Consider the following 23,699-nt stretch of genomic DNA (forward strand, 5'->3'; position numbering starts at 1 on the left):
CACAACGTAATAAATAGAATATCTATAGTTTAGCATATCCATCGGAAAATTGATTGTTAGAAAGAAAAAATTAAAGAAAATCAAAAAAATAAAACTATCCGAGAGTTTAGTCCTCTGTGATAGTCTCATTTTTCAAATCCAGCTCTTGATTTTTTCATATCCTCGTCCAATATCCGTTAAGGAATGTGTGTCTGATCCATAAATCAGTGGGATCTCTAATTCACTTGCTTTTTTAGTTATCCACACCTGTGGATAACTCTGTTGATAACCTTGTTTATAAAAACCAGCTGTGTTTAAATCTAAGCTGTATTTTTCCTGCTGTATACGGTCTAAAAGGATGTGGACAAGTGCTTTATTTTCAGAAGAATAATGAATCGATTCATCAAAGAAACGTTCGAATTTTTGGCATAAAGAAATATGTCCTAAGCGCGTAGGTTTAAAGTGACCTAGATCCGCTTCTAAAGAAGCTAAAACCTTTTGATAGTAACGTTTTTGAGCCTTTTCAAAACTACCTAAATAATCAACGACGCCTGTCTTGTATTCTTCAAAAGAATAGTCGATACCACGTAATCCACCATCACCTTCAAGAAAATGTACGGATAAAATGCCATCGTCCGTTTGTGGTCCGTATTCAGTTAAAAAATCTCGCGTCCATCCTTCAAATTCGGAAAAATAATCCAATTCAAAGCCAATGTGAATAATGATGTCAGAAGCGTATTTTTTCCGCAAGTTATTCATCTGTTTTAAATAGTTATCCACATCATTCGAAGCCATCGAAGCCGTTGTCCATATGTTGGGGTCACCTGCGGCAAATTTTTCTATGCCAGTAGGTAAAGGGGCATGCTCTGTGATGCTGTATTCTTTAAATCCTAGACTGATTGCCCGTTGGATCAGAAGTTCAGTGTCTTCCACTTTTCCATGGGGACAAAATTCTGTGTGGGTGTGACCATCGCGTTTCATGAAATAGCCTCCGTTGATTTTTGTAAATGCTATAAAAAATTGATGTGATGAATACTAAAAGTTATGTATTTTTACCATGTATAGTGATATTATAAATATACAAGAGATTTTTCAGTAAATAATGTGAAGGAGAACATTATGTATTCGAAGCAAGAAATAAGAAAAGCTTGTAATAGGGCTATTAAAAACATTATACATGAAGGAACTACAGATGTGGACATATTTAATAGACCTTTTGAAATAGAGTTTTTAAGAAATGAAATTACTAAAAACTTAATAGTAGATAAAATAACGAAATCTATTTTATCGGGTGAATTAAAAGAAAGTGAAGTAAAGTCTTACGGTAGAGTTCTTGTACCTAAGAAAACTATCTCAGATTTTAGAATCTGTGCATTGATTGATATTTATGATGAAATATTTTATTTGACCCTTGTAATACTGTTATGCAGAGATATAGAAAAAAATAGAATTATCCCCAGTAAAAAAAATGTTTTTTCATATAGAGTAGTAAAAGATATGGCATCTAAAGAATTATTTGATGGCAAATATAATTATACTTCTTTTAAAAAAAGAGTTAAAGAACAAGAAGAAAAAGTAGGAACGAATATCGTAATTGAATGCGACATTTCGAATTTTTATGATAGATTAAATTTACATAGACTAGAATCTATGCTTCTTTCGATTAAAGGAATAGATAAAGAATCGATTAGGTTATTGAATGATTTACTACTATACTGGAGCAACAGAGATTCATATGGCCTTCCTGTCGGTTCAAATGCGTCTAGAATTCTGGCTGAAGCAGCGCTAATTGGAGTAGATGATTTCTTAGTAAGTAAAAAAATAAGATTTTGTCGTTTCGTGGATGATTATAGGATTTTTGCCATAGATTCTACTGAGGCATATCATAATTTGACATTGTTAATAGAAAGGTTACAAATAGAGGGATTATTTATTAATTCAAATAAAACCAAAATTAGACTGGCTAAAGTTAAATCTATAGAGAGAGAAAATCAAAAAAACGAAGAGAGACAAGATGAGGATACCAAGATTATCACTGAAACCATAGAGATGACAAATGAAACCTACTTACATAAGAAATTATCTAATGTAATAAGTGGTTATTCGGGATTAATCCCTTTAAAATTCAGAAGATTAACAATTACTGAAATTGAAAAACTGAGGAACGTTCCTTTGAATGAGAAATACAATTTTTTGATGGAAAAAAAGTTGATAGATCCTATTGATTTAAGAGAATATTTTAAAGTGATTGTTGCACAAGAACAATGGAAGTATTTATCAAATGCTTCTTTACTTCTCGCTAAAATACCTCAATTTATTCCATATTTTACTGATATTGTTATAAAATATGATGATTGTATTTCAGACGATATTATTGCGAAAATTTATGAATCTTTTGAAGACTTATTAAAAAAAGCTGATACACCTGAATATATTCAAATTCATCTAATCAAGCTTTTTTCAGAGGGGAAAAGAACTGATAAGCAAATATTGCTTCAATATTTTTTTGATTTGAATAGAGATTCTGGAGACTATATTGGGAGAGCTGTCCTAGAAGCATTGAATGGGAAATTAACACGAGGAGAGTTATTAACTCTTCGAGGATATTTTAAAAGAGCAGATATTTGGGAAAAAAGACAATTAATGAGTTTACTTAATGAAGGGTTACCTCCAGAGGAGAGAAACGCATATTTTAAAAATATATCGATTACAAATTCAGATATATTTGTTCAACACATGACAAATAAGAAAACTAAATTTATGAAAAACTGAGATAATCAATTTGTATTTTAGTTGATTAAATGAAAAAGAGGTAGTAATTCTTTTTCATTTAATCCAACATTTTTAATCATAGTATCTACCCTCTATACTGTCCATCACCATAGACAATATATTTCGTAGAAGTCAATTCTGCTAAGCCCATCGGACCACGTGCATGTAATTTCTGTGTGCTGATCCCAATTTCGGCTCCAAAACCAAAAACAAATCCATCTGTAAAGCGTGTAGAAGCATTAGCATAAACCGCTGCTGCGTCTACTTGCTGCAAAAATTGTTGCGTAGCAAAATAATTGTCACTAATGATGCTTTCAGAATGTTTAGTATTATAACGATTGATATGATGGATTGCTTCTTCTAAAGAATCGACAACTTTAACGGCTAAAATATAGTCATTGAACTCAGTTTCCCAATCTTCTTCAGTGGCTGGGATCGATTGTTCAAAAATAGCTAGCGCTCGTTCATCAGCTCGTAATTCCACGTTATATTCATTTAAGGCTTTTTCGATAACAGGGAGGAAATCCGCTGCGACCTCTTGATGGATCAGCAACGTTTCAGCAGAATTACAAACAGAAGGGCGTTGGCATTTTGCGTTGACGATGATATTAGTTGCCATCTTCAATTGGGCGTCCTTGTCGATATAAACATGACAATTACCAGTGCCGGTTTCGATTACTGGAACAGTCGCAGTGGTTAAAACTGTTTTGATCAGATTAGCGCCGCCTCGCGGAATCAAAACATCTAGATAGTCATTTAATTTCATCAATTGTTGTGCTGTTTCTCTAGAAGTATCGTCAACAAATTGAATCGCAAAAGGAGAGACTTCTTTTTGTGTTAAGGCTTGTTGTAAAACGGTCACTAAGATTTGATTTGAATGAAACGCTTCTTTACCACCGCGTAAAATCACGGCATTGCCCGTTTTAAAACATAAGCTTGCAGCATCTGTCGTCACATTTGGACGTGATTCGTAGATGATACCAATCACACCTAATGGTACACGTTGTTTACCGATCATCAAGCCATCTTCATTTTTCCACATTTTATCGACCTCTCCAATTGGATCAGGCAAGGTTGCTACTTGGCGAATCCCGTCGGCCATTTCTTGGATTCGTTCGTCTGTCAAACGTAAGCGATCCAGCATCGTATCAGTAATGCCGTTTTCTGTAGCTGTGGCTAAATCTTTTTGATTTTCAGTCAAGATTTTAGCGGTATTATTTTCTATCTCATCGGCCATATGTAACAATAAATCATTTTTCATTTTTGTATCCATCAAGCCTAGTTGATACGCTGTTTCTTTGGCTTGTTTGCCTAGTTGTGTTAAATCAGTCATGAAGCGCTCCTCCTTTTTTTGTTAAATAAATAGTGTCCCGATATTTTCGCCAGCCAAAATATCAAAAATGATTTTTGGTTGTTGTCCGTTTGCTAAAATCATAGCACCATTATGCGCTAATACACGCTCTGCAGCCTTTAATTTGCTATACATACCACCAGTTCCAAAGCGACTCCCTTTCCCACCTGCTAATTGTAGTAGCTCGTCATTTATTTCATTGATTTCAGAAAAAAGAGTGGCATCTTTATTTGTATTCGGATTATCGGAAAAGAAGCCATCGATATCAGATAACATGATCAGTGCATCTGCCTGAATCAGCTGTACTACGATTGCAGATAATTGGTCATTGTCACCGAATTTTGTTAGATGATCCAATTCATCGATGGCGACAGTATCATTTTCATTGATGACAGGAATAATCCCCATCTGTAGGAGTTGCTCGATGGTATTGGTTACGTTTTTGCGGCTTTCCGGATATTCAATTACATCTCTAGTCAATAGTAGCTGAGCAATTTGCTGGCTGTAAGTCAAAAAGCGCTGATTGTAAATATTCATCAACTCTGCTTGCCCAACGGCAGCCACTGCTTGTTGTTCTGGAATGGTTGGGGGACGTTTGTCCATGTTCAGTTTATTTAGACCGACACCGATCGCACCTGATGACACTAAAATGATTTCTTTGTCTTGGTTACGTAAATCGGATAAGGTGAACGCCAATTGATCAATGGCGCTTAAATTGATATTTCCATTGGGATAAATCAATGTACTTGTCCCTACTTTAATGACGATTCGTTTTGCTTCTTTTAATTGTTTTCGCATGGTTGACCTCACTTATTAGCTGATTCTAGATAGCCGTTTTCGATTATTTGCAAGAAAGCTTGGACAAAAATGTTGCTTTTGTCCAAGCTTCGATTTTATTCTTCTATTTTACAGCTTTATACGTCGTTTGTCTCTAAATCATGAACAAATAATCCACTTAATAATTTAGGTTCAAACCAAGTTGATTTTGGCGGCATAATTTTTCCAGCATCCGCAACATTTAGTAAATCATCCATCGTTGTTGGGTAAACAGCGAAAGCGACCGACCATTGCCCACTATCGACTAATTGTTCTAATTCCTGCATTCCGCGAATACCACCCACAAAATCAATACGCTTATCTGTACGGACATCTTGAATATCAAAAATATCTGCGAATACATGATGTTGAAGTAAAGAAACGTCCAGACCAGCAACCGGGTCATCAGATAAAATCTCTTCTTTAGCAGTCAAAGCAAACCATTGTCCATCTAAATACATGCCAAACGTTTTTGCTTGAGTAGGCTTTCCACTCTCTGTTTTTGAGACTACGAAATTCTTTTCCAACTGTTCAAAGAAATTTGTTTCGATTGGGACCTTCAAGACACGGTTATAATCTAAAATTTCCAACTCTTCTTTAGGAAAAATGACAGATAAGAAGTAGTTGAATTCAGCTGTCTCAGTTGCTTCAGGATATGCTTCTTTTTTCTTTTGTCCAACTTTTACTGCAGATTCTGTCCGGTGATGTCCATCTGCAATATATAAAGCAGGTACGTCTTGAGCGAAACGTGTCACTAGTTGTTCGATTACTTCCGGTTGGTCTATAAGCCAAACACGATGTGTAACGTCATGGAAACTTGCAAAATCGTAAACGGGAGCATGAGTTGTTTTCCAATCGTCTGTCACCGTTTGAATCTGTTTGTGTTGGCGATAGGTTAGAAAAATCGGGCTAGTATTGGCATCACAGGCTTCAATATGGCGAATACGGTCAACTTCTTTTTCTGGACGAGTAAATTCATGTTTTTTGATTTTATCTTCTGTATAGTCAGAGATCGAGGTACAAGTCACAAGTCCTGTTTGAGCGCGACCGTTCATTGTTAATTCATAAAGGTACAAAAGCGGTTGGTCATCTTGGATCAGCCATTTTTTTTGTAAAAATGCTTGTAAATTACGTGCGGCTTTTTCGTAGACTTGATCATCATAAGACGAAAGTGTTTCAGGTAAATCGATTTCTGCTTTGTCGATATGCAAGTAGGAGTATGGATTATTTGCGCCTAATTCTCTTGCTTCAGCAGAATTTAAAACATCATAAGGTAAGGTCGCGATTTTTTCGCTAAACTCAGTTGCTGGACGGATACTTTTGAAAGGGTGGATTTTAACCATTAATAACTCACCGCCTCATTATTTTTGATTGTCCGTACTCGGATGATGTTTTCGGCTGCTTGAATTTTCTCGGCAGCAGCATTGATTTTTTCTTCGTTAGTTTCTGCAATATCAACAATTGTGTAGGCATAATCGTCACGACTACGGTTGATCATGGTATCGATATTGATCTCTAAATTTGCAATGCCAGTTGAGATTTGACCTAACATATTTGGAACATTTCTGTGTACAATTGTAAAACGGAAAGGTGAATTAAAGGCCATTTCTACCGTAGGGAAATTGACAGAACGTTTGATATTGCCAGTTTCCAGGAATTTTTTTAAGGTACGTGCGGCCATTTTCGCACAATTGATTTCAGCTTCTTCTGTAGAAGCTCCTAGATGGGGAAGAACTAAGATTTTTTCGTTGTGTAAGAGACGTTCATCGGCAAAGTCTGTAACGAAATTGCTGATTTCACCTTGAGCTAAAGCGTCAATCACAGCTTTTGTATCGACTAGCTCACCACGGGCAAAGTTAAGCAAGACCGCATTCTTTTTCATTTGAGCTAGTTGCTCTTTGCCAATCAGATGATGCGTATTTTCAGATAAAGGAACGTGTACGGTAATAAAATCACAGGTCTTTAGGACTTCTTCCATACTTTGCGCCCGTTTGACCCGACGTGAGATACTCCAAGCGGTGTCAACAGAAACAAATGGATCGAAGCCGGTGACTTCCATGCCTAAACGGTAAGCATCGTTGGCAACCATTGCACCGATTGCACCAAGACCGATCACACCAAGTTTTTTGCCTTCTAGTTCAGTACCGGCAAACTGTTTTTTCTGTGCTTCAGCTTGTTCTTCAGTGTCTGTTCCGGTCAAGGTTTGAACCCAATTAGAGCCTTTTAGAATCGGGCGCACAGAGAGAAGCAAGCAAGCAATCACTAACTCTTTTACAGCGTTAGCATTGGCTCCAGGCGTGTTAAATACAACGATACCATCTTCGGTACATTGTTTGACTGGGACGTTATTGGTTCCAGCGCCAGCACGAGCAACGGCTAGAACAGAAGCTGGGAAGTCATAATCATGGAGTTTTTCGCTACGTAAGATAATACCGGCAGGCAATTCAGTTTTATTGATCGTAAAATTTTCTTCGTTAAAACGTGCTAAACCAACGGGTGCAATTGCATTGAATGTTTTAATATCATACATCTATTTTGTTCCTCCATTTTCTGCTTCAAATTGTTTCATCAACTCGACTAAAGCCATAACCCCATCTTTGGGAAAGGCATTGTACAAACTTGCACGCATACCACCTACAGAACGGTGTCCTTTTAAGTTCTCAAAACCTGCTGCTAGTGCTTCTTGATTGAATTTTTTATCTAGTTCATCATTTCCAGTAATAAAAGGAATATTATTGATCGAACGGTCTTTAGGATTTACTGGTGAAGAAAATAGAGCAGATGAATCCAGCTCATCATATAAAATAGCGGCTTTTTCTTTATTTTGTTTTTCCATTTGACTGACACCGCCTTGTTCTTTGATCCATTCAAAGACAAGTTTTGCCATATAGATACCATAAGTTGGCGGTGTATTGTACATTGAGCCATTTTTCGCATGGATATCATAATCTAACATAGCACTAAGAACATCTGCCTGACCGATCAAATCATCACGAACGATCACAACGGTCAAACCAGCAGGACCGATATTTTTTTGGGCACCTGCATAAATCAATCCAAAGTCAGCAACATTATAATCGATCGACAAAATATTTGAAGACATGTCAGCCACAATTGGAACTTCACCTGTATCTGGTAAATCATAAATCGTTGTGCCTTCAATGGTATTATTGGTCGTGATATGAACATAAGCTGCATCTTGTGGAATGTCTTCTTTATGAATGTCAGGAATATACGAGAAATTTTTATCTTCGCTTGAAGCAATGACTTGAACATCTACATTATCAATTTTTTTCGCTTCACTAATGGCTTTTTTCGCCCATGAGCCAGTATTGACGTAAATCGCTTTTTTATTTTGTGCTAAATTCAACGGAACCATCGTAAATTGCATACTTGCGCCCCCTTGTAAGAAGAGCACTTTATAATTATCGGGAATCGTCATTAATTCTCTAAGTAATGTTTCTGCACGTTCGATGATCGATTCAAAAAGGGAGGAACGATGACTTAACTCCATCACGGACATGCCGCTGTTCTCGTAATTCACCAATTCGGATTGTGCTTTTTCCAAAACACTTTTAGGTAAAACGGCGGGTCCAGCTGAAAAATTGTAAACAGTTTTCATACATCTATCTCTCCTTTGATATGCTCATTCATCGACTAGTCAAATAGTAAATGTGAAAACCATTATAACAGAAACCTTACATTAAAAAAAGATTAAAAAACTAGTTTCGTATTTTTCACAGAGTTTTTCATTTTTTATAGACGTAAAGCAAACTTGTTTATAAATCGATAAACAGGTTTAACTCTTATGGAGAGTGGAGAGTCGTACGAAGCGAAAGCGTAGAAAGAAGGATTACTAACTGGTACAGTATTGTCGAGTGTCTTTGATCGATCCTAACTCTTCTTTGGTTTAATTTGGAGATCGATACCACTTTTTTCATGAACGTGGTAGACTACCTACATAACAATATGCTTTAAAAGGAGAAGAAACAATGTCTAAATTGAAAGAATTAGCCCGCAATTGTTTACAAGTTGCGCCTTTTATATTATCTAATACAATTATTTTTATTCCTTATTTTTTATTTTTGAGTTTAAGTGATGGCACAACTTTGGAAAGAGTGTTGCCTTTTGTCTTGTTCTATACGTTTCGGATGACGGGAATATTTTTGTTAAAGAGCTTCAAGCTATCATTGACAAGCTTTAATATATTGATTATTTCGATTCTGCTGGGAGGTGCAGGGTGTTTAATTGGCGTGTTAGGTCAGTTTTATTTTCCTGCCTATCTTTTTTCAGCTGTTTTACTGGGACTTAGTGCATCATGGTTGCCAGCTGCTAATACCACCGTTAATTATCACGAGAAGCAACAAGGGTATTCAGCGTTGACTGGTAGAAAATATCTTTTTATCTTGCTGCTATTCGGTGGTGTGATTGCATCATTGACGTTGCCGAAAGAATTGAGGATTCCTTTAGTTTTAGGGGAGTATGCTTTGCTTTATATTGCAGCGTATCATACAGTTACCCATTATCCTGACTATGAGATTGATTTCAATGAGGTCAATAAACAAGTGATATCGGTCAAAGAGTTCTTTTTATTTTTGTTTTTCTTTGTATTATTGTTATTTATCCGTTCTGCTCGATTGTTATTTGATCCAAAACTTTTGGATGTAGGGTTGATTGGTTTTTCTATTTTATTTGTAATAGCCGGCTGGTATTTAAACAGTCAAAGAAAAACATGGAAACTCCCTTTGTGGTTGAACTTAATGACATTTGCTAATGGGATGTGTATGAACTTTCTACTGCTTTTTGGAACCTTTTATGTTTCTTTACGTTTAGGGATCGATCGTCTGACTGCTAATTTATATATTCCTTATGTTTTGGGTATCGTCGGAGCTGCTTTTGTTATTAAATTTTTATATCATCTGTTCCCTAATGTCGATCCTAAAATCATTCATCTGGGCGGTTTTATCCTGTCACTATTTTTGTTATTGTTCCGTCCGATTTTTCCAGTTGGCATTTTTTTGCTCAGCTGTTTCATCAGTGCGACAGGTAGTTTTTTGAATCAACAATACTATCAGGAAGCCATTTTACCTCAAGATCAACGAATCATTACGAAGTACAGCACTCAAACGAAAGGCAGTGTGACACATCAATTATTATTGATGAGTGTCTTATGGTTACTAGCGAAACAAGCACAGTTACCAGTAAAAACAGTTCTGCAAATCACAGCGCATCGGACTCATAATCCAATTGCACTTCAAGTGGTGGAGCATATTCATATAATCAGTATTATTGGTCTGATGTCATTTTTTTCATTTATTCTTTATGAGGTAGTAAAACATGAACGAAATGAGTCTAAATGATGTGTAAACATTAAAAATACAAGAGATTAGTAAAGATATTGTAAAAGCCAGCTAGGAATCAGTGTAATATGTTAAAATAGAAATAGTTTACAAGTAGAGGAGATTTTTGATGAAACAACGAGGATTTGAAATTATTACAGATTATGCAGACCAAGGGATTGCTATCCCAGAGCGTGCGACAAAAGGCGCTGCAGGTTACGACTTTGAAGCAGCAGAAACAGTAGTTGTCCCAAGCATTTGGCAATTACAAGCACAAGGCATAACACCAAAACCCGTCTTAGTAAAAACAGGGATCAAAGCATACATGGCTGAAAATGAATACTTAGAATTAGTAAGTCGCTCATCCAACCCATTAAAACGTTTTTTAATGTTAGCGAATGGCGTAGGCGTGATCGATCGTGATTATTATAATAACGAAGGCAACGAAGGACATATTATGTTTCAATTTCTGAATTTCGGCTATGAAGAAATGGTTATTGAAAAAGGTGAACGAATCGGCCAAGGGATTTTTAAACCGTTTCTTTTAGCAGATGTTGATGATGTCGAAAACGAGCGTACAGGTGGTTTTGGTTCTTCAGGCAAAAATTAAGATCAAATCGCTTGGAAACTGCGTATTTTACAGTGGGAAGTCTTAGTCTAAGAAGCCTATACTATGGTAAAATAAAGAATACATTAAAAATGAGGGGATAGCATATGGCAAAAAAAGCAAAAGTTCAATTTGAGTGTCAAACGTGCGGGTATATTTCCCCTAAATATTTAGGTCGCTGTCCCAATTGTGGTCAGTGGAACACAATGACAGAAGAAATCATTCAAGATACGACCGATCGTCGTGCTAGAGTCAGTTTAACTGGGAAAAAGACACAGCCTCAGCGCTTAGCTGAAGTGGTTCCAAAAAAAGAACCGAGAGTCAAAACAAAACTGGTAGAGTTGAACCGTGTGTTAGGTGGCGGCGTAGTGCCTGGATCACTTGTTTTGATTGGCGGCGATCCTGGAATCGGTAAATCAACATTGCTGTTACAAGTATCACAACAACTTGCTGAAATCGGTGGCAAAGTGCTTTACGTTTCTGGAGAAGAGAGTGCGGAGCAAATCAAAATGCGTGCCGAGCGGTTAAGTTCGATCGATACTGAATTTTATTTGTACGCTGAAACAGATATGAATGAAATTTCTCGAGCAATTGAAAAATTAGAACCTGATTACGTAATCATCGATTCCATTCAAACGATGACACAACCTGATGTGACGAGTGTGGCTGGAAGTGTCAGTCAAGTGCGAGAAACAACAGCTGAATTATTGAAAATCGCTAAAACCAATGGTATTGCTGTTTTTATTGTTGGTCATGTGACGAAAGAAGGGTCAATTGCAGGACCGCGTATGCTAGAACATATGGTAGATACTGTCTTATATTTTGAGGGAGATAAGCATCATACTTTCAGAATATTGAGAGCAGTCAAAAATCGTTTTGGTTCCACTAATGAGATCGGCATTTTTGAAATGCGGGAGCATGGATTAGAAGAAGTCGCGAATCCATCGCAAGTATTTTTAGAAGAACGCTTGGCGGATGCTACGGGATCTGCGATAGTGGTTGCTATGGAAGGAACACGCCCCATTTTAGTTGAGGTTCAGGCTTTAGTCACTCCAACGATGTTTGGAAATGCAAAACGGACAACAACTGGATTGGATTTTAACCGAGTTTCCTTGATCATGGCAGTTTTAGAGAAACGCGCTGGATTGTTATTACAAAATCAAGATGCATATTTAAAAGCTGCTGGCGGCGTAAAAATCAACGAACCTGCAATCGATTTAGCGGTCGCGGTGAGTATTGCGTCCAGTTATAAAGAAAATGGCACAAGACCAACCGAATGTTTTATAGGTGAAATTGGGTTGACTGGTGAGATTCGTCGAGTGAACAGTATCGAACAACGAGTACGCGAAGCACAAAAACTAGGATTCACGAAGATTTATTTACCAAAAAATAACTTAGGCGGTTGGACCCCACCAGAAGGAATCGAGATTGTCGGCGTAGCGACAATCGGTGAAACACTAAGAAAAGTATTCAAATAGACTGAGAGTAAAGAGATCGATACAAGAGGATCGTCACGACCTCTTTCTTTCAATCTTTAAATAAGTATAACTATATTGGAGGATGAATCTATGCAAAAACGTGTCATCACATTGCTGATGGTCGTCGCTGGCGCAAGCTTAGGTATTTCACTATTACCAATAGCTTGGGACATGGCGAAACAGGCAGATAATACATGGTTGAACAATAACTTTACTAACAGTTTGATTGGTGCACTTATTTTCTTTATATTATCGTTAGGGTTAGCAAAGTATATTGTTTCAGTTGTAAAAAAAGTAGAAGCATCATTAAATGAAATGAGTTTAACGTATCTATTATTCGGAAGTGTCGGCGCAATTCTTGGGTTGATCATTGGTGTGATTATTTCAATTCCAATGTATAACTTGAATATCCCGTTTGTGAATAGCGTCTTGCCGATTTTAGTCATGATTATTTTTGGCTATCTTGGGTTTCGTATGGGGACTACTCGAATTGATGAATGGCGTAAAATTTTTACTCCGAAACAGAAAAAACTTCAAACGGAAGGCCAAGGAGAAGTCTTGGATCGTAGGGTAGAAGATCGTTTCCATAAATACAAAATTTTAGATACAAGCGTAATCATTGACGGTAGAATTTACGATATTGCGAAAACTGGCTTTTTAGAAGGAGTTATTTTGATTCCTAATTTTGTGCTGTATGAACTGCAATATATTGCGGACTCTGGTGATAGTCTAAAACGTGTTCGTGGACGTCGTGGCTTGGATATTTTAAATGCGTTGCAAAAAGAAGATGGTATTTCGGTTGAAATGTATGAAGGTGATTTTGAAGATATTTCAGAAGTCGATAGCAAACTGATTAAACTAGCAAAATTATTGGATGGCGTGGTCGTAACAAATGATTATAACTTAAATAAAGTTTCTGAATTTCAAAATGTTCCTGTTTTAAACATCAATGCTTTAGCAAATGCGGTAAAACCAGTTGTGATTCCTGGCGAAACAATGAATGTAATGGTTGTAAAAGCTGGAACAGAACGTCAACAAGGTGTGGCGTATTTGGATGATGGTACGATGGTTGTCGTTGAAGATGGTCAGCATTATATGAATGAACACATTCAAGTAGTTGTTACCAGTGCTTTACAGACTGCAGCTGGCCGGATGATTTTTGCAAAGCCTGCTCACTCTGGACGAGGTATCAATGATAGCAAAGAAGACAGCAAAACTAATGAGAAAAACTAAAAATAGAAATGAAGCTCTGGATTATGAAGTCATTTTGTTGGCAGCGGGTCAAGGGAAGCGAATGGGTGCTAGCCGAAATAAAATTTTATTGCATCTGATCGGTAAACCAGTTATTTCTTATTCGCTAAATACTTTCTTAAATGATCCTGCATGCAAACATATTATTTTAGTCGCACAAGAAGACGAACAAGTTTTATTAAGTGCAATGATCAAGAAAGAAGCAAAGAAAATAAGATGCCCGATAACAATCGTCTCGGGTGGTCGTGAGCGGCAACATAGCGTGTATAATGGCTTGAATGCAGTATTTTCTTTGAAAAATATTGTGATGGTTCATGACGGCGCAAGACCCTTCGTCAATCTGACACAATTGAAATTATTGCATCAGAAAGTACAAGAAACGAGAGCCGCTATTTTAGGTGTTCCTGTCAAAGATACAATCAAGCGAGTGACGGATGGAATCGTACAAGAGACGGTTCCACGTGAAACATTATGGCAAATACAAACCCCTCAAGCCTTTTATGGAGAGGATTTACTTGCCGTGCATGTTTGTGCACAGCAAGAAGGTTATTTAGGAACAGACGAGGCATCTCTTATTGAAAAATACAGTAAATTACCTGTTTCGATGGTATTGGGAAGTTACGAAAATATCAAATTGACTACACCAGAAGATATGCTGATCGGCGAAGCAATCGTCAAACGAAAAAGAAGCTAGGTGAAAAAATGATACGAATTGGACAAGGATTTGATGTTCATCAACTGGTAGAAGGACGTAAGTTGATCATTGGTGGTGTAGAACTACCTTTTGAAAAAGGCTTATTAGGGCACTCAGATGCAGATGTGTTGCTACATGCAATTACAGACGCTTTGCTTGGCGCTGCAGGTCTGGGTGATATTGGACATTTATTTCCTGATACAGATCCGGCATTTAAAGAGGCGGACTCACTGAAATTATTACATGAAGTAAATCAAAAAATTTTGGCTGGTGGCTTTACTATTGGCAACATTGATTGTACAATTTTAGCAGAACAACCAAAAATGAAACCTTATTTAGAACAAATGAAAGAAAACATCGCTAAGGCCTGTCAAATTGAAACGAATCAACTCAATTTAAAAGCAACAACGATGGAAAAAATGGGTTTTATTGGTCAAGAAGAAGGTCTGGGAGCGATTGCGGTCGCTTTACTTGAAAAATAGAAAGAGGAATGCACAATGACAAAAGTACGTGTACGTTATGCACCAAGTCCAACTGGACACTTGCATATAGGAAATGCGAGAACAGCTTTATTTAACTATTTATTTGCCCGCCACAACGATGGCGAATTTATCATCCGCATCGAAGATACCGATCAAAAAAGAAATATCGAAGATGGGGAAAAAAGCCAATTAGAAAATCTATCATGGCTAGGAATGGATTGGGATGAATCTCCTGAAAAACCAGGTGAATATGGTCCTTATCGTCAATCAGAACGTAGCGAAATTTATCAACCTTTGATCGATCAATTATTAGTAAGCAATCGTGCGTATAAATGTTACTGTACTGAAGAAGAATTAGAAGCTGAAAGAGAAGCACAACGTGCCCGTGGTGAAATGCCACATTACGCTGGTAAGTGTGCGGGTTTGACTCCTACTGAGCAAGCGGAAAAAGAAGCACAAGGTCTTGAGTCAGTGATTCGTTTCCGTGTACCAAGAAATACGTCTTATACATTTGAAGATATGGTTAAAGGTGAAATCGTTTTTGAATCAGATAATATCGGTGGCGATTTTGTCATCCAAAAACGTGATGGCATGCCGACCTATAATTTTGCGGTAGCGGTAGACGATCACATGATGAAAATCACGCATGTCTTACGTGGGGACGATCATATTGCGAATACACCAAAACAATTGATGATTTATGAAGCATTTGGCTGGAAAGCACCCGAATTTGGTCATATGACGTTGATCATCAATTCTGAAACGGGTAAAAAATTAAGCAAACGGGATGAATCGATTTTACAATTTATTGAACAATACCGTGAACTTGGCTATTTACCAGAAGCAATGTTTAATTTCACAGCGTTATTAGGTTGGTCCCCAGTTGGAGAAGAAGAAATCTTCTCACCAAAAGAATTGATCAAAATCTTTGATCCAGAACGCTTAAGCAAGTCACCAGCTGCCTTTGATGGAAAGAAACTTGAGTGGGTCAATAACCAATATATGAAGCAATTAGATTTAGATGTTTTAACAGATATGTGTCTTCCTTATTTAGTAGCAGAAGGCAAAATCGAAGCACAACCAAGCGGAGAAAAATTGGAATGGCTGAAAAAAGTAGTTAGCTTATACCAACCACAAATGAGTTATGCAGCTGAAATCGTCAATGTATCTGAATTGTTCTTCAATGAGCATCCAGTTTTAGATGAAGCGGCAAAAGAAGTTTTAGCTGGTGAAACTGTTCCAGCAGTTTTAGCGGCGTTCAAAGCACAATTAGAAGCAATGGATGTTGTTGATGTACCAAGCATCAAAGCTGGGATCAAAGCAGTTCAAAAAGAAACTGGCGTAAAAGGCAAAAATCTATTTATGCCAATCCGTGTAGCTGTTTCAGGACAAGTACATGGTCCAGAATTAGGCGATACGATTGAACTTTTAGGAAAAGAAAAAGCCTTAGATCATTTAAATAACGTTTTATAATAGAAATATGTAGAGAAGAAGAAGTAAAAAAGCGCGTGTCTATAGAGAGACTGTGGATGGTGAAAACAGTTGTCAGCACTTTTTGAAATGCATCTTTGAATAGTTTCGGCGATATGTAGCTGAAAACGGCCAACAACCGTTATCTGTTTTGAGGCAGGGAGACCTGTAAAAAAAAGTGGAACCACGCAGAAGCGTCTTTTAAACGGAGTTATGTCGTTTGAAAGACGTTTCTTTATTTGTATTATCTAGCTCGTTAGCCTTACGGAATAAAGAACTGGACGATCCTGCCACGTTTTTATGTATAAAATTGAATGAAAGGAGAGCGAATATGGGTTGGTTAAAAAGAGCAGTCAGAGCAGTCAAAGAGAATGATCCGGCCGCTCGTTCAACAGCGGAAGCATTACTTACATACCCGGGTGTACATGCATTATTTTGGCATCGTTTTTCCCATTTTCTGTATCGACACCAGTTATTTTTATTAGCAAAAATTCATGCACAATTTTGGCGATTCATAACAGGAATCGAAATCCATCCTGGTGCGACGATTGCACCTGGCGTTTTTATTGATCATGGGATGGGTGTTGTGATTGGTCAAACAGCAGAAATAGAAGAAGATGTCGTGTTGTTTCATGGGGTGACCTTAGGCGGAACAGGTAAAGACACAGGAAAACGCCATCCGACTGTAAAAAAAGGGGCGATGATCCACGCACACGCTCAAATATTGGGACCTGTCACAATAGGTGAACGAGCAAAAATCGGCGCATCTGCCGTTGTGTTAACAGATATTCCTGATGATGCAACAGCTGTAGGAATACCTGCAAAAATCGTCAGAATCAAAGGAGAAAAATTGGAGGTAGCATATGATTCAAATTTATAATACATTAACGCGAGAAAAAGAAGTATTTCAACCAATAGAGGAAGGGAAAGTTCGGATGTATGTCTGTGGACCAACTGTCTACAATTATATTCATATCGGCAATGCCCGTAGTTCGATGGCTTTTGACACGATTAGACGTTATTTAGAATACCGCGGATACGAAGTGAATTATGTTTCAAACTTTACGGATGTCGATGATAAAATTATTCGGGCAGCCAAAGAATTAGGCATCACAGCCCCAGAAGTGGCAGATCGATTTATCCAGGCATTTGAAGAGGATACGAATATCTTGAATGTGAAACCTGCAACACTACATCCAAGAGTAATGGATCATATGCCGGACATTTTAACCTTTATCCAAACATTGATTGATAAAGGCTATGCATACGAATCAAAAGGCGATGTCTATTATCGGACGAGAAAATTTGAAGGGTATGGCAACCTTAGCCATCAATCAATTGATGAATTAGAAGTTGGTGCTAGTCAACGGACAGGTGTAGAAAAAGAGCTGAAAGAAGATCCGTTAGATTTTGCGTTATGGAAAGGTGCCAAAGAAGGTGAAATTTCTTGGGATTCTCCGTGGGGAGCTGGCCGTCCTGGCTGGCACATTGAGTGTTCTGTTATGGCAACAAAACACTTAGGTGATACAATTGATATTCATGGTGGTGGGCAAGATTTAGAGTTCCCTCATCATGAAAATGAAATAGCCCAAAGTGAAGCAAAAACAGGGAAAAAATTCGCCAATTACTGGATGCATAATGGGTTTGTAACGATTGGTGAAGAGGATGAAAAAATGAGCAAATCGCTAGGGAACTTTGTAACGGTTCATGAACTAGTGAAGGAAGTTGATCCTCAAGTGTTGCGTTTCTTTATGGCTACTACACAATATCGCCGCCCAATTCGTTATAGTGAAACAACGATGAAAGAAGCAGGCGTTAATTTACAAAAATTAAAGAATGCGTTTGAGAACCTATCCTTTAGAAAATCTGATGCAATAACAGAACATGACGAAGATACTCAAAAGTTACAAGAATTAGCAGATTTAGAAATACGTTTCACAACTGAAATGGATGATGATTTTAACGTAGCAAACGGAATCACTGTGGTGTATGAAATGGCGAAATGGCTAAATCAATACAGTGAGCAAGAGGCTGTATCCGCAGTGGTAATCGAAAAAGCGCTAGAACAGTTTACACAATGGTTAAGTATTTTTGGGATCTTTTTCTTATCAGAAGAACTACTAGACGATGATGTTGACCAATTGATCGAAGAGCGTAATCAAGCTCGCGCGAATCGCGATTTTGCCCGCAGTGATGAAATTCGTGATTTATTAAAAGACAAAGGAATAACCTTGGAAGATACAGCTCAAGGAACTAGATGGAGAAGAAGTGAATGAGAGATTATACTCAATTAAACGGTTTAGCATTGGCCTATGTAGGGGATGCAATCTATGAGATTTATATCCGCGATTACTTAGTGGAACAAGGACAAACCAAACCAAATATGCTACACCGTATGGCAACACATTATGTTTCAGCCAAAGCCCAAGCTTTTCTGATTCAAGAAATGCTGGAAGAAAAATTACTTTCAGAAAATGAAGAACTAATGTACAAACGCGGCCGCAACGCCAAAAGTCACACGTCTGCAAAAAATGCCGATATCACAACGTATCGAATTGCCACTGGATTTGAGTCGTTGATGGGGTATCTGCACTTGACGAAACAAACGGAACGTTTGGAAGAATTGATTGATTGGTGTATAAAAAAAGTAGGTGAAAAAAATGAGAAATGATAAAAAGCGCTCTTTTAAGGGAAACAAACCACAAAAAAAACAACCATTTAAAAAAGAATTGGTAAGAAAAGAACGTGAAGTCTCACAAGAAGAGGTCGAAGATAACTTCGTTTTTGGGAATCATGCGACGGTAGAAGCGATTCAACAAGGTCGTGGCAATAAATTATTTCTTCAAGAAGATAGTAAGAGCGAGAAAGTTGAACACCTAAAATTATTAGCCAAAGAAAATGCTGTACCTGTTAAATGGGTACCAAAACAAAAACTAGATACAATGACAAATCACGGTGTTCATCAAGGAATCGTATTAGCAATTACAGCGTATGAATACTTAACATTGGAAGAATTGCTCGATCAGACGAAAGAAAAGACGGAGACGCCATTCTTATTAATCTTAGATAGTTTAGAAGACCCGCATAATTTTGGCTCTATCTTGAGAACGGCAGATGCAACGGGTGTGGACGGGATCATTATCCCCAAACACCGTGCAGTTGGCATTACACCAGTTGTCACCAAAGCTTCAACTGGAGCTGTTGAATATATCCCAGTCGCTCGTGTAACCAATTTAGCGCAAAGTATTGCTACATTAAAAGAAAATAGTTTTTGGATTTTTGGGACGGATATGAAAGGCACTGATTACCGCAAATGGAATACCCAAGGGGCGATTGCGTTGATCATTGGAAATGAAGGTCGTGGCATGAGTCAAGGTCTGCATAAAGAAGTAGATGAATTATTGACGATTCCAATGAGTGGACATGTTCAAAGTTTGAATGCCGGTGTTGCAGCGGGATTGTTGATGTATGAAGTTTATCGTGGGCGAAATAGTCTGTAAAGGTTCGTTTAGCGGCGATAGAGGCACATCATTAAAAAGAAGGTGACAAAGCAAAATGAAAAAACAGTTATTGATCGTTGATGGTTATAATATGATTGGTTCTTGGCCAGAGTTGGTTCAGTTGAAAAATCAGAATAAACTTGAAGATGCCAGAGAAGTTTTACTACAGCGTTTATCCAACTATGCAAAATACGAGGGGTTAGAAGTAATCGTGGTTTTTGATGCACAGCTGGTACCAGGTATTCAGCAGACATATAAGAAGTATCATCTAACTGTGGTTTTTACCAAAGAAGAAGAGACTGCTGATAGCTATATTGAACGGATTGCCGGAGAAAAAAATGATCGGTTGACGCAAGTAACAGTCGCAACAAGCGATTTGGCAGAACAATGGCTAGTTTTTTCAAAAGGAGCATTGCGAGCATCAGCGAATGAACTGTATAAAAATGTTCAAAAATCAGAACGTACAATTGCTATTCATGCGACGGATATCCATTTCCAAGATTTTCGACGAAATTCTCCATGGAATCTAGAGCAATTGTCAAAGTTGTCCGAAAAAATGGACGAATTGTCCAAAAAGAAAGAATAACTGTGCTTTTGTATCTGTTTTCTTAGAAGAAAATGTTACGCTTTTTCCAAGCATTTTGGTAGAATGCTTGGAAGGAGAATGTTGTTGATGAACAAGTATGAAGATATCTTAAAAGGAGAACCATTAGCATTTGATCGTTTGTATCGGAAGTATCATCCAGTTGTGTATAAACTTCAAAAAAAATATTTTTTAAAGGATTTTGATCGAGAAGACTGGTTACAGGAAGGTCGGATTATTTTTCATCGCTCACTGGAAAAATATCAAGATGAGCATAGTGTTTCAATTGGAACATTTTTCAAATCAAATTTTGAAAACCATATCCGCAGCTTAGTTAGAAAACAATGTGCACTCAAACGAACGATTGACGCAAAGTCTATTTCTTTAGATCAAAAAATAGAAAATCAGGGAGAATCCTTTTTTGATTACATAGGAACGGAAGATAGCAATGCATTAGATCAGATGATTATTCGGGAAAAGCTAGAGCAGCTGCCACTCGTTTTGTCACCTTTTGAACGAATCACCTTTGAAGAATATATGAATGGCAAGGAATTAAAAGAGATTGCAAACGAGACTGATAGCCGTGAAATCACTGTCAGAAGTGCCTATGATCGAGCAAAAAAGAAATTGAAAGCGATTATTTATGATTAAATTAGAACTTTTAAAATTTTCACATCAAATAATTATTCATTTATAAATTATAATTAGTTGCAATTCATTTTCTGCTATGGTAAACTTGTTATTTTTATTAATATGTGATACAATGGCGAATGAGGTGAATGCAATGCCAACAACTTTAGCGTCAATTAAAAAAGATCTAGAATGTCGTATCGGCAGCCAAATCACATTAGTTGCTCAAACCGGCAGAAAGCGCCAAACTGAACGTAAAGGTATTTTGACAGAAACGTATCCATCTGTCTTCGTTGTAGATTTAGACCCAGATGAAAACTCATTCGAACGAGTTTCTTATAGTTATTCGGATGTGCTAACACGCACAGTAGAGATTGAATTTGTCAGTGAAGCAGTCTAAGAAAATTATTGATTTTTAAAAGCAGAGACAAAGCGAAAACGCTTTAGCTCTGCTTTTTTTGTCTATGAGATAGTTCACTAATTATGTATAAAAGAGTAGACGTAAAGGATAAGTAGAGCAATTTTTATACAAATATATACTTCTCTAACAACATATGTTAGAATTTAAAAGATTGTGAAGTTGGTCAGGTAATGGGATTAGATAGGTGAAAAAGAATGGAAATCATAGAAAAAGCGCCCGCAAAAATCAATCTGGGGTTGGATGCTCTCTATAAAAGAAATGATGGTTATCACGAGTTAGAGATGATCATGGCTAGTGTAGATTTAGCCGATCGGCTGACCTTTGAGTTATTGCCGAAAAATGAAATAGTGATTGAAACAGATAGCTCCTTTTTGCCAGTAGATCGAAGAAATCACGTGTATCAAGCAGCAGAATTGCTGAAGAGCACGTTTAATCTTACGCAAGGAGTTAAAATTTATATAGAAAAAAGAATTCCCGTGGCCGCTGGGTTAGCTGGCGGCAGTAGTGATTGTGCTGCTGCGTTAAGAGGAATGAATCAATTGTGGGAGTTAGGCTTGTCGCTAGAAGAACTTGCTATACTTGGCAGTAAGATTGGTTCAGATGTTCCGTATTGCGTTCATGGTGGGACAGCTTTTGTTACTGGTCGTGGAGAAAAGATTGAGTTTTTACCAACGATGCCGCAATGTTGGGTCATTTTAGTAAAGCCAAGAATGAGTGTCTCTACGGGTTCGATTTTTGGGAGTTTATCCTTCAATGACGTAGAACATCCTGATATTCGTGGTCTGAAACAAGCCATTGAGACGAATAACTATCAGTTGATGGCAGAAAAAAGTGGTAATGCTTTAGAAGGTGTAACAATCAATCGTCACCCAGTAATCCAGCAAATCAAAGATCGTATGATGAAATATGGAGCAGATGCGGCACTGATGAGTGGGAGCGGCCCAACAGTTTTTGCCTTGTGTGAGAAAAAGACAAGAGCACAGCGTATTTATAACGGTTTAAAAGGCTTTTGTGAAGAAGTTTATATTGTACGGACGTTAAAATAAAAGGTTGTGACAGAAGTGTGTAACGCCAAGAAATAAGCAGGAGTTGCTTCTGCTATCATCTTATATCCAGATTGCAGGGGTGAGGTGTGACTCATAGAGTCATGTCTCAGCTCCTTTTTTTGGTTATAGTAATAGGAATAAACTATTTTGATCTGTTTTCACTTGACGTTCTCATTTCCTTCTGGTAAATTAGTTCTTGCTAACAAATCGTAAATATTACGATTTAATCAAGGTAAATCGAAATGAGGATAAAGAGATGAGAAAAAATAGCTGGAAATATAGTATCGGAATGTTGCTAGTAATCATGATGTTTACATTAACAGCATGCGGACAAACGAAAGAGCAAGATAAAACTGGGAAAAGTGGTACAATAAAAGTCGTGACAACGTTTTACCCCATGTATGATTTCGCTAAAAATGTGGTAGGGGATGCTGGAGAGGTTCAATTATTGATTCCATCTGGAACAGAACCTCATGATTATGAACCAAGTGCTAAAGACATAGCGAAGATCACAGATGCAGATGTCTTTGTGTATAATAGTCACGAATTAGAGACGTGGGTCAAAGACGTTTTAGAAAATGTCGATGAGAAAAAAGTTGCGGTTGTTGAAGCGGCAGGGTCGATCGATTTGATGGAAGGTACAGCTCATGAGCATGATGGCGAAGAAGCTGACCATGACGAACATGACCACGATCACGAATTAGATCCTCATGTTTGGCTAGATCCCGTTTTAGCACAAAAAGAAGTTGAAGCAATTCGTGATGCGTTAGTGAAAAAATACCCAGATAAAAAAGAGACCTTTGAAAAAAATGCAGCAACTTATATTGAAAAGTTGAAAGGCTTAGATACAGAATATAAAGAAGCCTTTGCGAATGCTAAAAATAAAACGTTCGTAACACAGCATGCAGCATTTGGCTACTTAGCGAAACAATACGGTTTGACACAAGAATCGATTGCTGGTATTTCACCAGATCAAGAGCCTTCACCAAGCCGTTTGGCAGAGTTGAAAAAATATATCGAAGAGCACAACGTATCCGTGATCTATTTTGAAACATCTGCTTCATCAAAAGTTGCTAAAACATTAGCACGTGAAACAAATGTAGAATTGGCAGTGCTTAATCCGTTAGAAAGTATTACCCAAAAAGAACAAGATAAAGGGGAAGATTATATTTCTGTTATGAAAGCCAATCTTGAAGCGTTGAAGAAAAGCATTAAGTAAGAAATTGAGGCGGAATAATGGTGTTGAGCTATTATTTCGGCCTTCAATTGTACAGTAGTCA

23 protein-coding genes and 1 other annotated feature are annotated in these 23,699 nt (G+C 37.5%); of the genes, 17 read left to right on the plus strand and 6 right to left on the minus strand.

Annotation, left to right across the window (positions count from 1 at the left end; all coding sequences use genetic code 11):
• Positions 1–132: 132 nt before the first annotated feature.
• Positions 133–960 carry a histidinol-phosphatase HisJ gene (gene hisJ / locus IGJ34_RS00465; protein WP_111248992.1) on the minus strand — a complete coding sequence of 276 codons (828 nt, stop codon included), beginning with the start codon at positions 958–960 and terminating at the stop codon, positions 133–135.
• Positions 961–1,098: 138 nt separating this feature from the next.
• On the opposite strand from hisJ, the gene IGJ34_RS00470 reads away from it, so the two are divergent.
• Positions 1,099–2,751 (plus strand): RNA-directed DNA polymerase, encoded by a 1,653-nt coding sequence (locus IGJ34_RS00470; protein ID WP_206836657.1) that lies wholly within the window; start codon positions 1,099–1,101, stop codon positions 2,749–2,751.
• A gap of 85 nt (positions 2,752–2,836) precedes the next feature.
• Here the strand turns inward: IGJ34_RS00470 and IGJ34_RS00475 are convergent, their stop codons facing one another.
• The 5 genes from IGJ34_RS00475 to serC all read right to left on the minus strand — a co-directional run bounded on the left by IGJ34_RS00475 (position 2,837) and on the right by serC (position 8,540).
• A complete protein-coding gene (locus IGJ34_RS00475; protein ID WP_206836659.1) occupies positions 2,837–4,084 on the minus strand; it encodes a glutamate-5-semialdehyde dehydrogenase in 1,248 nt (415 codons plus the stop codon).
• A 21-nt stretch (positions 4,085–4,105) separates the two neighbouring features.
• The gene (proB, locus tag IGJ34_RS00480) at positions 4,106–4,900 is read right to left on the minus strand and encodes a glutamate 5-kinase (protein ID WP_430597871.1); all 795 of its coding nucleotides are present in this window, start codon (positions 4,898–4,900) and stop codon (positions 4,106–4,108) included.
• 116 nt (positions 4,901–5,016) lie between these two features.
• Positions 5,017–6,261 (minus strand): DUF1015 domain-containing protein, encoded by a 1,245-nt coding sequence (locus tag IGJ34_RS00485; protein WP_430597872.1) that lies wholly within the window; start codon positions 6,259–6,261, stop codon positions 5,017–5,019.
• On the minus strand, positions 6,261–7,448 hold the full coding sequence (locus tag IGJ34_RS00490; protein ID WP_111248989.1) for a phosphoglycerate dehydrogenase: 1,188 nt from the start codon (positions 7,446–7,448) through the stop codon (positions 6,261–6,263). The genes IGJ34_RS00485 and IGJ34_RS00490 overlap by 1 nt, the downstream gene beginning before the upstream one ends.
• Entirely contained in the window at positions 7,449–8,540 is a 1,092-nt protein-coding gene (serC, locus tag IGJ34_RS00495) for a 3-phosphoserine/phosphohydroxythreonine transaminase (protein ID WP_430597873.1), read from the minus strand.
• 370 nt (positions 8,541–8,910) lie between these two features.
• On the opposite strand from serC, the gene IGJ34_RS00500 reads away from it, so the two are divergent.
• The 16 genes from IGJ34_RS00500 to IGJ34_RS00575 all read left to right on the plus strand — a co-directional run bounded on the left by IGJ34_RS00500 (position 8,911) and on the right by IGJ34_RS00575 (position 23,638).
• Positions 8,911–10,278 carry a hypothetical protein gene (locus tag IGJ34_RS00500; protein ID WP_430597874.1) on the plus strand — a complete coding sequence of 456 codons (1,368 nt, stop codon included), beginning with the start codon at positions 8,911–8,913 and terminating at the stop codon, positions 10,276–10,278.
• A gap of 109 nt (positions 10,279–10,387) precedes the next feature.
• On the plus strand, positions 10,388–10,867 hold the full coding sequence (locus IGJ34_RS00505; protein WP_069653247.1) for a dUTP diphosphatase: 480 nt from the start codon (positions 10,388–10,390) through the stop codon (positions 10,865–10,867).
• A gap of 104 nt (positions 10,868–10,971) precedes the next feature.
• Positions 10,972–12,342, plus strand: coding sequence for a DNA repair protein RadA (radA, locus tag IGJ34_RS00510; RefSeq protein WP_069653248.1), 1,371 nt, complete (start codon positions 10,972–10,974; stop codon positions 12,340–12,342).
• Between the two features lie 90 nt (positions 12,343–12,432).
• The gene (locus IGJ34_RS00515; protein ID WP_111248986.1) at positions 12,433–13,575 is read left to right on the plus strand and encodes a PIN/TRAM domain-containing protein; all 1,143 of its coding nucleotides are present in this window, start codon (positions 12,433–12,435) and stop codon (positions 13,573–13,575) included.
• A complete protein-coding gene (gene ispD, locus IGJ34_RS00520; protein WP_430597875.1) occupies positions 13,535–14,287 on the plus strand; it encodes a 2-C-methyl-D-erythritol 4-phosphate cytidylyltransferase in 753 nt (250 codons plus the stop codon). The genes IGJ34_RS00515 and ispD overlap by 41 nt, the downstream gene beginning before the upstream one ends.
• Before the next feature lie 8 nt (positions 14,288–14,295).
• Complete coding sequence (gene ispF, locus IGJ34_RS00525) at positions 14,296–14,769, plus strand: 2-C-methyl-D-erythritol 2,4-cyclodiphosphate synthase (RefSeq protein ID WP_069653250.1); 474 nt, start codon at positions 14,296–14,298, stop codon at positions 14,767–14,769.
• Between the two features lie 15 nt (positions 14,770–14,784).
• Positions 14,785–16,242, plus strand: coding sequence for a glutamate--tRNA ligase (gltX, locus tag IGJ34_RS00530; protein WP_430597876.1), 1,458 nt, complete (start codon positions 14,785–14,787; stop codon positions 16,240–16,242).
• Between the two features lies 1 nt (position 16,243).
• Positions 16,244–16,444: a binding site (T-box leader), on the plus strand.
• 126 nt (positions 16,445–16,570) lie between these two features.
• Complete coding sequence (gene epsC, locus IGJ34_RS00535) at positions 16,571–17,119, plus strand: serine O-acetyltransferase EpsC (protein WP_069653252.1); 549 nt, start codon at positions 16,571–16,573, stop codon at positions 17,117–17,119.
• Positions 17,103–18,515: a cysteine--tRNA ligase gene (cysS, locus tag IGJ34_RS00540; RefSeq protein WP_206836672.1), complete on the plus strand. Its 1,413-nt coding sequence runs from the start codon at positions 17,103–17,105 to the stop codon at positions 18,513–18,515. Before epsC ends, cysS begins: the two co-directional genes overlap by 17 nt.
• Complete coding sequence (locus IGJ34_RS00545) at positions 18,512–18,910, plus strand: Mini-ribonuclease 3 (RefSeq protein ID WP_206836675.1); 399 nt, start codon at positions 18,512–18,514, stop codon at positions 18,908–18,910. Before cysS ends, IGJ34_RS00545 begins: the two co-directional genes overlap by 4 nt.
• Complete coding sequence (gene rlmB, locus IGJ34_RS00550) at positions 18,900–19,739, plus strand: 23S rRNA (guanosine(2251)-2'-O)-methyltransferase RlmB (RefSeq protein ID WP_430597877.1); 840 nt, start codon at positions 18,900–18,902, stop codon at positions 19,737–19,739. The genes IGJ34_RS00545 and rlmB overlap by 11 nt, the downstream gene beginning before the upstream one ends.
• A gap of 55 nt (positions 19,740–19,794) precedes the next feature.
• Entirely contained in the window at positions 19,795–20,325 is a 531-nt protein-coding gene (locus tag IGJ34_RS00555) for an NYN domain-containing protein (protein WP_069653256.1), read from the plus strand.
• A gap of 87 nt (positions 20,326–20,412) precedes the next feature.
• On the plus strand, positions 20,413–20,973 hold the full coding sequence (locus tag IGJ34_RS00560) for a sigma-70 family RNA polymerase sigma factor (RefSeq protein ID WP_430597878.1): 561 nt from the start codon (positions 20,413–20,415) through the stop codon (positions 20,971–20,973).
• A 133-nt stretch (positions 20,974–21,106) separates the two neighbouring features.
• Positions 21,107–21,352, plus strand: a complete 246-nt coding sequence (locus IGJ34_RS00565) for a Veg family protein (protein ID WP_069635129.1) — start codon at positions 21,107–21,109, stop codon at positions 21,350–21,352.
• 215 nt (positions 21,353–21,567) lie between these two features.
• Positions 21,568–22,419, plus strand: coding sequence for a 4-(cytidine 5'-diphospho)-2-C-methyl-D-erythritol kinase (gene ispE, locus IGJ34_RS00570; protein WP_430597879.1), 852 nt, complete (start codon positions 21,568–21,570; stop codon positions 22,417–22,419).
• 256 nt (positions 22,420–22,675) lie between these two features.
• Positions 22,676–23,638: a metal ABC transporter substrate-binding protein gene (locus tag IGJ34_RS00575; RefSeq protein WP_206849224.1), complete on the plus strand. Its 963-nt coding sequence runs from the start codon at positions 22,676–22,678 to the stop codon at positions 23,636–23,638.
• The last annotated feature ends 61 nt before the right edge of the window (positions 23,639–23,699 follow it).

This window comes from Enterococcus sp. AZ177 (genome assembly GCF_050544585.1).
Classification (GTDB): Bacteria; Bacillota; Bacilli; order Lactobacillales; family Enterococcaceae; genus Enterococcus_L; species Enterococcus_L plantarum.

Coding starts and splice junctions, on each gene's coding strand:
- hisJ (WP_111248992.1), bottom strand. CDS start 960: ATGAAACGCGATGGTCACACCCACACAGAATTTTGTCCCCATGGAAAA.
- IGJ34_RS00470 (WP_206836657.1), top strand. CDS start 1,099: ATGTATTCGAAGCAAGAAATAAGAAAAGCTTGTAATAGGGCTATTAAA.
- IGJ34_RS00475 (WP_206836659.1), bottom strand. CDS start 4,084: ATGACTGATTTAACACAACTAGGCAAACAAGCCAAAGAAACAGCGTAT.
- proB (WP_430597871.1), bottom strand. CDS start 4,900: ATGCGAAAACAATTAAAAGAAGCAAAACGAATCGTCATTAAAGTAGGG.
- IGJ34_RS00485 (WP_430597872.1), bottom strand. CDS start 6,261: ATGGTTAAAATCCACCCTTTCAAAAGTATCCGTCCAGCAACTGAGTTT.
- IGJ34_RS00490 (WP_111248989.1), bottom strand. CDS start 7,448: ATGTATGATATTAAAACATTCAATGCAATTGCACCCGTTGGTTTAGCA.
- serC (WP_430597873.1), bottom strand. CDS start 8,540: ATGAAAACTGTTTACAATTTTTCAGCTGGACCCGCCGTTTTACCTAAA.
- IGJ34_RS00500 (WP_430597874.1), top strand. CDS start 8,911: ATGTCTAAATTGAAAGAATTAGCCCGCAATTGTTTACAAGTTGCGCCT.
- IGJ34_RS00505 (WP_069653247.1), top strand. CDS start 10,388: ATGAAACAACGAGGATTTGAAATTATTACAGATTATGCAGACCAAGGG.
- radA (WP_069653248.1), top strand. CDS start 10,972: ATGGCAAAAAAAGCAAAAGTTCAATTTGAGTGTCAAACGTGCGGGTAT.
- IGJ34_RS00515 (WP_111248986.1), top strand. CDS start 12,433: ATGCAAAAACGTGTCATCACATTGCTGATGGTCGTCGCTGGCGCAAGC.
- ispD (WP_430597875.1), top strand. CDS start 13,535: ATGATAGCAAAGAAGACAGCAAAACTAATGAGAAAAACTAAAAATAGA.
- ispF (WP_069653250.1), top strand. CDS start 14,296: ATGATACGAATTGGACAAGGATTTGATGTTCATCAACTGGTAGAAGGA.
- gltX (WP_430597876.1), top strand. CDS start 14,785: ATGACAAAAGTACGTGTACGTTATGCACCAAGTCCAACTGGACACTTG.
- epsC (WP_069653252.1), top strand. CDS start 16,571: ATGGGTTGGTTAAAAAGAGCAGTCAGAGCAGTCAAAGAGAATGATCCG.
- cysS (WP_206836672.1), top strand. CDS start 17,103: ATGATTCAAATTTATAATACATTAACGCGAGAAAAAGAAGTATTTCAA.
- IGJ34_RS00545 (WP_206836675.1), top strand. CDS start 18,512: ATGAGAGATTATACTCAATTAAACGGTTTAGCATTGGCCTATGTAGGG.
- rlmB (WP_430597877.1), top strand. CDS start 18,900: ATGAGAAATGATAAAAAGCGCTCTTTTAAGGGAAACAAACCACAAAAA.
- IGJ34_RS00555 (WP_069653256.1), top strand. CDS start 19,795: ATGAAAAAACAGTTATTGATCGTTGATGGTTATAATATGATTGGTTCT.
- IGJ34_RS00560 (WP_430597878.1), top strand. CDS start 20,413: ATGAACAAGTATGAAGATATCTTAAAAGGAGAACCATTAGCATTTGAT.
- IGJ34_RS00565 (WP_069635129.1), top strand. CDS start 21,107: ATGCCAACAACTTTAGCGTCAATTAAAAAAGATCTAGAATGTCGTATC.
- ispE (WP_430597879.1), top strand. CDS start 21,568: ATGGAAATCATAGAAAAAGCGCCCGCAAAAATCAATCTGGGGTTGGAT.
- IGJ34_RS00575 (WP_206849224.1), top strand. CDS start 22,676: ATGAGAAAAAATAGCTGGAAATATAGTATCGGAATGTTGCTAGTAATC.